Origin of the sequence: Streptomyces sp. NPDC056883, assembly GCF_042788835.1 — a bacterium.
GTDB classification, from domain to species: domain Bacteria; phylum Actinomycetota; class Actinomycetes; order Streptomycetales; family Streptomycetaceae; genus Streptomyces; species Streptomyces stoeckheimensis.
The window spans coordinates 1-9,804 of the sequence record NZ_JBHUBS010000043.1 but is presented as its reverse complement, the minus strand read 5'-3'; the positions used below and the strand labels follow the sequence as shown (position 1 = coordinate 9,804).

The following is a 9,804-nucleotide window of genomic DNA, read 5'->3' as shown; positions in this document are numbered from 1 at the left end:
CCCCGCGAGCTTTCCAGCCGGACAATCTCAGCCTCGCCGGCGTTTGAGGCGCGGGGTCTGGGGCGGAGCCCCAGGGGGTCCGGGCGCAGCCCGGGGCCCTCTTCTTTTAGCCCGTCCGGCGTTTGAGGACCGGGTCAGGGCTGGCCCTGGGAACGGTGGAAGGGCGGGTAGGGGACTTCGCCCCGCAGGGTCGCCCCGCCTGCGGCGGCAGAGGGACCCCGGCCGGGGGGCAGGACCGGGGGTCAGGCCAGGGCCTCTGGGAGGGGGGTGGTGTGGAGGAGGGTGAGGCCGGAGACGGCTCGGGTGAGGCAGACGTAGAGGCGGCGCAGGCCCGTGCGTTCGTCGGGCTCGCCCGCGACCACGTCCGCCGGCTCGTGGAGGACCACGTAGTCGTACTCCAGGCCCTTGGCCAGGGAGGCCGGCACCAGGGTCAGGCGGGACTCCGCGGTCGTCTCCTCGCCGGGAGAGAGGTAGGGCAGGCCCGCCGCCAGGAGGGACGAGGCCAGTTCCGGGATCCGCGCGTCCGCGGCGATGAGGCCGATCGAGCCCTCGTGCACGAGCGAGGCCCGGCAGGCATCGATCACCGCCGGGGTGAGGTCGGAGGGCGAGTCGACCGGGGTGACGATCAGTGAGCCCGGGGTCTCGCGGACCGAGGAGACCGGCGACAGGCCGGGCGAGATCGCCGGCAGCAGCCGCGAGGCGTAGGCGATCACCTCGCGCGGCACGCGGAAGCCCGCCGTCAGTTCCTCCAGCACCGCACCCGGCTTGCCCAGATGCCCCAGCGCCTCGTCCCAGCTACGCGTCGCCCAGGGGGTCGTGCCCTGCGCGAGGTCCCCGAGGACCGTCGCCGAGCCGGTCGTGCAGCGGCGGCCGACCGCCCGGTACTGCATCGGGGACAGGTCCTGCGCCTCGTCGATGACGACGTGGCCGAGCGAGTGCGTGCGCTCCACCAGGTCCGTCGCCTCGTCGATGAGGACCAGGTCCGCCGCCGACCACTTCGCCGACTTCGCGCTGCGCGCGGGCTTGGGGGAGATGAGCAGCGATTGTTCGTGGGAAGACAGGATCCCGTCCGCGTGCGCCGCGAGGAACGCCGGGTCGGAGAGGAGGCGCAGGACCAGCTTGGCCGGTTCCACCAGCGGCCACACCGTTTTGACCACGGCCTTCACGGCGGGGTTGCGCGCCACCGCGTCCTGGACCCGGTCGTCGGGCGCCTCGCCCGCCTGCTCCATGCGGACGAGGACCGCGTGCGCGATCCGCTGCGGGAGGGCGTCGCGGGCGGCCCCGTAGCGGATGTCGCGGTTCTGGAGCTCGGCGACGATCTCGGCGATCTCGTACGCGGGCACCCGCCAGCGGCGCGATCCGCGGACCACCATCAGGGGTTCGACCGGCTCGGACACGTGTGACTGGACCGCGCGGCGCAGGACCTCCGCCATTCGGGCGTCGCCCTTGACCACGGCGGTTTCGGCGGCGTCCGTGCCGCGTACCTCCAGGTCCGCGCGGGCGACCAGGTCGTCGACCGTGGCCTGCTTGACCTCCAGCTCGCCGAGGGCGGGCAGCACCTGCTCGATGTAGTGCAGGAAGGAACGGTTCGGCCCGATGACCAGGGTGCCGGTGCGGGCGAGGCGGTCGCGGTGCGCGTAGAGGAGGTACGCGACGCGGTGCAGGCCGACGGCCGTCTTGCCGGTGCCGGGGCCGCCCTGCACGCAGACGGAGCCGGAGAGGCCGGAGCGGACGATCTCGTCCTGCTCGGGCTGGATCGTCGCCACGATGTCGCGCATGGGGCCGACGCGCGGGCGCTCGATCTCCTGCTGGAGCAGCTTGCTGACGGCCGCCGCCTCGGCGGGGTCGGAGAGGTGCTCGTCCTCGTACGCGGTCAGCTCGCCGCCCGTGTAACCGAAGCGGCGGCGCAGCCCGATGTCCTGCGGGTCGTTCTTGGAGGCCCGGTAGAATGGCTGGGAGACCGGCGCGCGCCAGTCGATCACCATCGGATCGCCGCCGGCGTCGTGGACGTGGCGGCGGCCGATGTAGAACTGCTCGCCCTCCGCGCCCTCGGCGAGATCCGCGCCGGGCGCGTGCAGGTAGTTGAGGCGGCCGAAGAAGAGGGGGGTGTGGGCGAGGTCGGCGAGGGCCTTGATCCGGTCGTCGATCTGCGCCTGGAGGACGATCGCGTTGACCCAGTTCGCGGTGACGTCGCGGATGTCGAGGTTCTGCACGTCCTCGCGCATCGCGCGGAGCGCGGACCGGGAGGCGGCGAGGTGGGCCCGCTCGCGGCCCAGGGGGTCGGTGGCGGCTGCGTCGGCTGCTGATGCGGCGTCGGAGTCTGTGACGTGGGCGTGCGCGGGCACGGAACTGCCTCCATCTGCTGAGGACCTGCGTGATGCGGGCGGACGGGCCCGCCGGTTTCCGAGCGGCGGGCGGCGCTCCCGATGACGCGGCGGGAGGCGGCAAGAGCGGAGATTCTAGTCCGCGTGGAGGTGCTGCGCGAATGGATAAAGGGGGCCGGAAGTCCTTCGGGCCGGTGACCCCGTACGGGGGGTGTTCGGGCCGTGTCCTCCTTCGGACAGAGCCCGTAGGGGGAGGCATGGGTCGGGAGGAGGATGCCGGGGAGGCCGAGGTTCAGCCCTCAGGGCGATGTGACAAGGGGGTCGAAAACCGACCATGGATACATGAGCACCGCAACCTACACCCCGGTCCAGGGTCGCCGCCCTCGCGGCGCCACCGCCACCTCCGACGCCCGCCGCCCCCGCCACAGCGCCGGCAGCGTCCTGCGCGCCGCCAAGGTCTTCGCGGCGACCGCCGTGAGCGTCGTCGTCCTCGGTGAGTACGCCGACAACGCGGCGGACGCGGGCGTCATACGCCGCTGAGGCCCCGTTCACGGCGCGCAGGCTCGGTGAACGGGACCTCGTGGGGTTCGGTCGTCTTGTCCGTCAGTCGTCGGCCAGCAGCTCGTCGGCGTCCATGATCCGGTAGGCGTAGCCCTGTTCGGCCAGGAAGCGCTGGCGGTGCGCGGCGAAGTCCTGGTCGATGGTGTCGCGCGCGACGACCGAGTAGAAGCGCGCCTCGTGGCCGTCCGCCTTCGGGCGCAGCACGCGGCCCAGTCGCTGGGCCTCTTCCTGGCGGGAGCCGAAGGTGCCGGACACCTGGATGGCGACCGTGGCCTCGGGCAGGTCGATGGAGAAGTTCGCGACCTTCGAGACGACCAGCACGTTGATCTCGCCCTCGCGGAAGGCGTTGAAGAGCTTCTCGCGCTGCGCGTTGGAGGTCTCGCCCTTGATGACGGGCGCGTCGAGGTGTTCGCCGAGCTCGTCGAGCTGGTCGATGTACTGACCGATGACCAGCGTCTGCTCGCCCGCGTGCTTGGCGACGAGCGCCTCGGTGACCTTCCGCTTGGTGGCGGTGGTCGCGCAGAAGCGGTACTTCTCCTCCGTCTCGGCGGTCGCGTAGGCGAGCCGCTCCGACTCGGTCAGATTGACCCGTACCTCGACGCAGTCGGCCGGCGCGATGTAGCCCTGCGCCTCGATCTCCTTCCACGGGGCGTCGAACCGCTTGGGCCCGATGAGGGAGAAGACGTCCGACTCGCGGCCGTCCTCGCGCACCAGCGTCGCGGTCAGGCCGAGGCGGCGGCGTGCCTGGAGGTCGGCGGTGAACTTGAAGACCGGGGCCGGCAGCAGGTGCACCTCGTCGTAGAGGATCAGGCCCCAGTCCCGGGAGTCGAAGAGCTCCAGGTGCGGGTAGATGCCCTTCCGCTTCGTCGTCAGGACCTGGTACGTGGCGATCGTGACGGGCCGGATCTCCTTGCGCGTACCGGAGTACTCGCCGATCTCCTCCTCCGTCAGCGAGGTCCGCTTGATCAGCTCGTGCTTCCACTGGCGGGCGGAGACGGTGTTCGTGACGAGGATCAGCGTGGTCGCCTTGGCCTTCGCCATCGCACCGGCGCCGACCAGCGTCTTGCCGGCGCCACAGGGCAGCACGACCACGCCGGAGCCGCCGTGCCAGAAGCCCTCGACGGCCTGCTGCTGGTAGGGGCGCAGCGCCCAGCCGGTCTCGTCGAGCTCGATCGGGTGCGCTTCGCCGTCCACGTACCCGGCGAGGTCCTCCGCGGGCCAGCCCAGCTTGAGCAGGGTCTGCTTGATCTGTCCGCGCTCGGAGGGGTGCACGGCGACGGTGTCGGCGTCGAGGCGCGCGCCGACCAGCGGGGCGATCCGCTTCGACCGCAGGATCTCCTCCAGCACCGGCCGGTCGGTGCTGGTCAGGACCAGCCCGTGGACGGGGTGCTTGGAGAGGGTGAGCCGGCCGTACCGGGCCATGGTCTCGGCGACGTCGACGAGCAGCGCGTGCGGGACGGGGTAGCGGGAGAACTCCACGAGCGCGTCGACGACCTGCTCGGCGTCGTGCCCGGCGGCGCGGGCGTTCCACAGCCCGAGCGGCGTGATCCGGTACGTGTGGATGTGCTCGGGAGCGCGCTCCAGCTCGGCGAAGGGCGCGATGGCGCGCCGCGCGGCCGCGGACAGCTCGTGGTCGATCTCGAGGAGCAGTGTTTTGTCGCTCTGGACGATCAGTGGACCATTCACGCGCAGCGCCCCGTTTCACTCTGGCCAAACCTCCAGTGTGCCGCATCCCCGCATGTTCAGGAACATGGCGCTCGGAGAGCCCCAGGTGGTGCGGGGTCCACGGGGGTCAGGCCGTTTCCCCGGCGCGGGTGGTGAGGCGGCCGGCCGCCGCACGTCGGCGCAGGCGCTCGTGTTCCCGGTCGGCCCACCGGCGGACCCGGTCGGGTTCCAGCGGGGAGCCGTGGCCGACGTGGAGTCGCGTGGGGTTGAGGGCGAGCATCTCGCGGAGGCTGGCGAGGTTGCGCTGCGGGTCGTCGTGGAACGGCGGATTGGCCGGCTTGCCCGGGACGAGGCCCATGAAGGAGTTGGCGACCAGGTCGCCCGCGACGAGGTCCCCGTCGTCGGTGAGGACGGAGATCGATCCGGCGGTGTGTCCGGGGGTGGGCATGATGCGGGCGGCGATCCCGAAGTCCTCCAGGGAGGTCTCGCCGCGGATCAGTACATCGGGATCGACGGGTTCGGCCTGGACGTGCAGCTCCTTGTTCCGGTCCATGACGCGGCCCATGGGGCCGGTGGGCAGGTACGGCTCGCGGACCCGGCCGGAGCGGTACGGTCCGAGGTCCGCGATGTGGCCGGCGACGGGCGCGCCGGTGAGCCGGTGCAGTTCGGCGGCGGAGCCGAAGTGGTCGATGTGCCCGTGGGTGATGACGATCAGCGACACGTCGCGGGGGTCCACTCCGTGCTCGGTGATCCGGTCGTGGATCTTCCGGCCGCTGCCGGGTGTCCCGGCGTCGACGATCACGGGCCGGCGGCCCAGGAGCAGGTACGCGTTGATGGCCGTGCGGCCCATGACGGGGAGGGGGATGACCTTCGTGCGGGACATGGCGTCCTCCATGAGGTGACGGACGGCTGCTGCCCGTGCGGGCATGCCGGGGATCCGCCGGGCTGCCGGCGGATGGTCGGGGGTGTGGGGCGTGGTGTGGGTCGGGGTGTGGGCGTGCCGGGGTGAGGCGGGTACTAGCGGAAGCGGCGCCGGTATTCGGCGGGCGTGGTCCCCAGTCGGCGCTGGAAGGAGCGGTGCAAGGTCTCCACGGAGCCGAGGCCGCTGGCCGCGGCGATGTCCGGCAGGCTGCCGTCGCTCTCCTCCAGCAGCCGGCGGGCGGCTTCGAGGCGGGCGGATTCCACGTAGGCGGCGGGAGTGCCGTGGGTGCGCTGCCGGAACAGCCGGGAGAAGTGGCGCACGCTCAGGTGCAGCCGTGCGGCCAGGGCCTCCGCGGTGAGGTCCTCGGTGAGGTGGTCGGCGATCCACACGCGCAGGTCGTCGATGCGGTCGCCCGATGTGGCCGGGGCGGAGAGCGGAACGCTGAACTGGCTCTGCCCGCCGGAGCGCTTGACGTACATGACCATCATCCGTGCGGTGGCCAGGGCGAGGGCCTGGCCGTGGTCCTCGGCGACCATCGCCAGTGCCATGTCCAGCCCCGAGGTGACACCGGCGCAGGTCCACACGCTCCCGGACCGGATGAAGATCGGGTCCGGGTCGACGGCGACCCGGGGATGGTCGGCCGCCAGCCGCGCGGCGGTGAGCCAGTGGGTGGTGGCGGACAGGCCGTCGAGCAGGCCCGCCGCGGCCAGCAGGTGCGCTCCCGCGCAGATCGACCCGGTCCTGCGCGCCGTCGGCGCCGCTTCGCGCAGCCAGTCGGTGACCGCGCGGTCGACGACGGGCTCCACGCCGTCGCCGACCAGGTCGACGGCGCCGGCCACGAGCAGGGTGTCGACCCTGCCCCGCACCTCGTCGAGGGCCAGGTCCGCCAGCAGCCGGACGCCGCTGGAGGTGGTCACCGGACCGCCGTCGGCCGTGGCGATCCGGACGAGATAGCCGGGGTGACTGGGGTGGCCGGAGTGGCTCGTACCGGCGACCCGGGTGGCGACCGAGAAGACCTCGGCCGGGCCGGTGACGTCGAGCAGTTCCACACCGGCGAAGGCCACGATGACGACTCTGTGCGGTGCGGATGCGGGCATGTGCAGATCCTTTCGCCCTGCCCCGACGGCCGCAATGACGAGGTTCTGTCAGATCCGGCCACCCCGGGCCCGCCCGGCGGCGCGGCCAGGCACGCGTGCGGGTCCAGTCCGTGGCGGGCGGCCCGGGTCGCCCAGACCCGGCGCTGATTGGCGACGGCGTCGACGAGGGTGACGTCGACGTCGACGTCGAACAGGACGTACCGGAGGGGCGCGGCATGCGCTACCGGCGGATCACGCCAGGCCGCGCAGGAGCAGCTGCAGGCCGCCCTCGAACTCCCGGTCCGGGGTGACCGCGCGGGCGTCACGCGCGGTGGCCGACATGTACGGGAACTCGTGCGGGGGGAGACCGGCGATCGCGGTGGTTCCGGGACCGGCCAGCGGGCCGAGGTGTTCCAGCTGCGTGGCGCCGATCACGTAGGCGACGAGCGCGCGCAGCGCGATCACCCGCTCCTCGGCCTCGATGCCGGCCTCGGTGAGGACGCCGAGCACGGTTTCGGACCAGCGCAGCCCGCTCGGCGAGCGGTGCCGGTGCGTCAGGGAGAGCGGCAGGGCGGCCGGGTGGGCGCCCAGGGTGTCGCGGAAGCGGTGGGCCAGGACCGTGATCCGGCCGTGCCAGGGTCCCGGGGGCGGTGGGGTGGTGTCGACGCGGCTGAGGACGAGTTCGACGACGAGCACTTCGAGTTCCTCGCGGCCCGGGACGTAGCGGTACAGGGCCATGGGGCTGGTGCCGAGCTCGGTGGCGACGGCGCGCATGGTGAGGCCGGGGAGCCCGTCGCGGTCGATGACGGCGAGGGCGGCGGCGGCCAGTTGGTCCGGGGTGTGTGAGCGGGGGCGCGGCATGACGGTTGACAGCGTACGGCATACGCCTACGCTGGGGAGGTAGGCATACGGCATACGCCTACGCCCGTCGAGGGAGGGTTTCCCATGCTCGAACCCGGTTCCGTGGTGCCCGTACACCTGCTCACGCCCGTCACGTCGCTCACGCCCGGCACGCCCGCCGAGTCCATCGCGGGAGGGGCCGGCGGGGCCGTCCCCGTGCCCGACCCGGATCGGCTCGTCCATCTGCAGTTCCGGCGCTTCGCCGGCTGCCCCGTCTGCCACCTCCACCTGCGGTCCGTCGTCCGGCGCCACGCGGAGATCGAGGCCGCCGGGATCCGCGAGGTCGTGCTCTTCCACTCCTCCGCGGAGGAACTGCGCCCACACACCGCCGACTTCCCCTTCGCCGTGATCGCCGATCCGAAGCAGCGGCTGTACCGGGAGTTCGGCGTCGAGTCCTCTCCGCGCTCCCTGCTGGACCCGCGCGCCTGGGGCCCGGTGCTGTGGGCGATCGCCCGGTCGGCCGTCGAGGTGGCGCGCGGGCGGGAGCGGCTGCCCGCCCCACGGCAGCCGGGCGGACGGCTCGGGCTGCCCGCAGACCTGCTGATCGGGCCGGACGGCAGGGTGCTGGCCGCCAAGTACGGGGAGCACGTCTACGACCAGTGGTCCGTGGACGAGCTGCTCCGGCTGGCGACGGCGGCCCGAAACTCCGTGGGCGCCCCGGGAACCCCTGCGTAGGGTCACCGCATGAGCAGCGATCAGCAGACTTTCGTACCGTCGGCCGAGGTGTTCGAGGTGCCCGTCCGGCTCGTCGGGGAGGGCTTCCGCCTGGAGCCCCTCGGGCCCGAGCACAACGAGGGGGACCTCGCCGCCTGGAGCGGGAGCATCGAGCACGTGCGCGCGACGCCCGGCTTCCTGGGCGACTGGCCGCCGGAGGAGGGGATGAGCCTCGAAGCCAACCTCGCCGACCTGGTGCGCCACGCAAAGGACTTCGCCGAGCGGCGCGGATTCACGTACAGCATCGTGGAAGGGGAGAGCGAGGTCATCGGGTGCCTCTACATCTACCCCGCGAAGGCGGACCCGGAGCGCGTGCACGTCACCTCCTGGGTGCGCGCCGACCGGGCCGCGTTCGACAAGACGGTGTACGAGACCGTCGCGCGCTGGCTCGCCGAGGTCTGGCCGTTCGACGCGGAGCGCATCGACTACGCGGCGAGGTGAGCCCGGCCGGGCGAGCAAGGCCGAAGGGGCCCGGCCCACGCGGTGCGTGGACCGGGCCCCTTCGGGCCGTCGTACGAGGCGACTAGCCGCGGACGGTGCGCCGATGGCGGGCGAACCAGGCGACCGCTCCGCCGAGGCCGATGAGAGCGGCGGCCAGGCCGGAGTACAGGGCGGTGTTGGAGTCCGAGCCGGTGTGCGCGAGGGAGCCGGTGGGCTTCGGGGTGTTGCTCGTGGCCGGGGTCGTGGTGGCCGCCGGGGCGGTGGTTACCGGAGCGGTGGTCGCGGAGCCGGTCGGGGCGGGGGTGGTGGGCGCGGGGGAGGTCGGGGCCGGGGAGGTGGGCGCCGGCGTGGTGGGCGGGGTCGTGGCGGTCTTCGGGGAGAGGTCGATCGTCGTCTCGGTGCCCGCGAACGGGCGGTCGTTGCCCTCGGCGTAGCCGACCGAGGCGTGCACGCCGACCTTGGCGGCCTTCTGGGGCGACGTCGAACCGATGGCGATCTGGAGGCGGACGACGTGCTCGCCGGAGGCGTTTCCGAAGCCCTTCGGGATGACCGGCAGCATGAAGTTGCTGACCTCGCCCAGGTCCTTCCACGCACCGTTGACCTTGACGCGTGCCTGGTAGGGGGTGACCGCGTTCGGGAAGTTCAGCTCGACCCGGGTGGCGAGGCCGTAGTCGAAGGTGTTCGTGCCGTTGACCCGGTAGTGCAGCTCCATCTCCCGGCAGTCGGAACCCTTGCTGCCCTCGCAGTCACCCACGTTGGTGAACGAGGTCTCCAGCTTCCACGGGTTGACGGCCGGGGAGGTCTTGAAGGTCAGGGTGGACTCGCCGTTCTCGGCGATTTCGCCGGCGTAGGACGCGGCGCGCAGCGTGAAGTCACCGGTGTTGGTCGGGTAGCTCTTGCCCAGGCCCATCGTGACCTTCCAGGTCAGCTTCCCGCCGGCCGGGATCTCGAAGCCGTCCGCGGGCTTGCCGGCCGGGTAGAACAGGCCCTGCCACTCGCCGTCCTGCTGGCCGATCTTGGACTCGGTCGCGGGGGCGTTGACCGCTTCGACCTTGTAGACCACGTCGCTCTGCTGGAGCGTCATCGTGCTGCCGGGCGTGTTGAGGAGCATCCAGGGGTGGTAGGAGGAGACCTTGTCCGTGGTGTTGGCGACCGTCAGCTCGAAGGTCTCCGTCGCACCGCCGCGGGTCAGCGGGCCGCT

9 protein-coding genes and 1 pseudogene are annotated in these 9,804 nt (G+C 72.4%); 3 read left to right on the top strand and 7 right to left on the bottom strand.

All coding sequences use genetic code 11. From position 1 onward, the window contains the following. Positions 1 to 242: 242 nt before the first annotated feature. Positions 243 to 2,345, bottom strand: a complete 2,103-nt coding sequence (locus tag ACFRU2_RS42080; RefSeq protein WP_382981597.1) for a HelD family protein — start codon at positions 2,343 to 2,345, stop codon at positions 243 to 245. Between the two features lie 321 nt (positions 2,346 to 2,666). On the opposite strand from ACFRU2_RS42080, the gene ACFRU2_RS42075 reads away from it, so the two are divergent. Continuing rightward, entirely contained in the window at positions 2,667 to 2,864 is a 198-nt protein-coding gene (locus ACFRU2_RS42075; protein ID WP_382981596.1) for a hypothetical protein, read from the top strand. Positions 2,865 to 2,927: 63 nt separating this feature from the next. On the opposite strand, the gene ACFRU2_RS42070 is transcribed toward ACFRU2_RS42075, so the two are convergent. The 5 genes and pseudogenes from ACFRU2_RS42070 to ACFRU2_RS42050 all read right to left on the bottom strand — a co-directional run bounded on the left by ACFRU2_RS42070 (position 2,928) and on the right by ACFRU2_RS42050 (position 7,409). Next, the gene (locus tag ACFRU2_RS42070; RefSeq protein ID WP_382981595.1) at positions 2,928 to 4,571 is read right to left on the bottom strand and encodes a DNA repair helicase XPB; all 1,644 of its coding nucleotides are present in this window, start codon (positions 4,569 to 4,571) and stop codon (positions 2,928 to 2,930) included. Between the two features lie 106 nt (positions 4,572 to 4,677). After that, positions 4,678 to 5,433: an MBL fold metallo-hydrolase gene (locus ACFRU2_RS42065; protein WP_382981594.1), complete on the bottom strand. Its 756-nt coding sequence runs from the start codon at positions 5,431 to 5,433 to the stop codon at positions 4,678 to 4,680. 134 nt (positions 5,434 to 5,567) lie between these two features. Next, complete coding sequence (locus ACFRU2_RS42060) at positions 5,568 to 6,569, bottom strand: GlxA family transcriptional regulator (RefSeq protein WP_382981593.1); 1,002 nt, start codon at positions 6,567 to 6,569, stop codon at positions 5,568 to 5,570. A gap of 101 nt (positions 6,570 to 6,670) precedes the next feature. Beyond that, positions 6,671 to 6,763, bottom strand: a pseudogene (locus tag ACFRU2_RS42055) (phosphatase); the annotation flags it as partial. A 37-nt stretch (positions 6,764 to 6,800) separates the two neighbouring features. Then, positions 6,801 to 7,409: a TetR/AcrR family transcriptional regulator C-terminal domain-containing protein gene (locus ACFRU2_RS42050; protein WP_382981592.1), complete on the bottom strand. Its 609-nt coding sequence runs from the start codon at positions 7,407 to 7,409 to the stop codon at positions 6,801 to 6,803. 84 nt (positions 7,410 to 7,493) lie between these two features. On the opposite strand from ACFRU2_RS42050, the gene ACFRU2_RS42045 reads away from it, so the two are divergent. Both ACFRU2_RS42045 and ACFRU2_RS42040 read left to right on the top strand, forming a co-directional pair. Beyond that, positions 7,494 to 8,123 carry a peroxiredoxin-like family protein gene (locus ACFRU2_RS42045; RefSeq protein ID WP_382981591.1) on the top strand — a complete coding sequence of 210 codons (630 nt, stop codon included), beginning with the start codon at positions 7,494 to 7,496 and terminating at the stop codon, positions 8,121 to 8,123. A gap of 9 nt (positions 8,124 to 8,132) precedes the next feature. Next, entirely contained in the window at positions 8,133 to 8,603 is a 471-nt protein-coding gene (locus tag ACFRU2_RS42040) for a GNAT family N-acetyltransferase (RefSeq protein WP_382981590.1), read from the top strand. Positions 8,604 to 8,685: 82 nt separating this feature from the next. On the opposite strand, the gene ACFRU2_RS42035 is transcribed toward ACFRU2_RS42040, so the two are convergent. Further along, a partial coding sequence (locus tag ACFRU2_RS42035) for an LAETG motif-containing sortase-dependent surface protein (RefSeq protein WP_382981589.1) occupies positions 8,686 to 9,804 on the bottom strand: 1,119 nt, incomplete at its 5' end.

Excerpts from the sequence above, each read along its gene's own strand:
- ACFRU2_RS42060 (WP_382981593.1), bottom strand. The coding sequence starts at position 6,569 with ATGCCCGCATCCGCACCGCACAGAGTCGTCATCGTGGCCTTCGCCGGT.
- ACFRU2_RS42075 (WP_382981596.1), top strand. The coding sequence starts at position 2,667 with ATGAGCACCGCAACCTACACCCCGGTCCAGGGTCGCCGCCCTCGCGGC.
- ACFRU2_RS42050 (WP_382981592.1), bottom strand. The coding sequence starts at position 7,409 with ATGCCGCGCCCCCGCTCACACACCCCGGACCAACTGGCCGCCGCCGCC.
- ACFRU2_RS42045 (WP_382981591.1), top strand. The coding sequence starts at position 7,494 with ATGCTCGAACCCGGTTCCGTGGTGCCCGTACACCTGCTCACGCCCGTC.
- ACFRU2_RS42040 (WP_382981590.1), top strand. The coding sequence starts at position 8,133 with ATGAGCAGCGATCAGCAGACTTTCGTACCGTCGGCCGAGGTGTTCGAG.
- ACFRU2_RS42065 (WP_382981594.1), bottom strand. The coding sequence starts at position 5,433 with ATGTCCCGCACGAAGGTCATCCCCCTCCCCGTCATGGGCCGCACGGCC.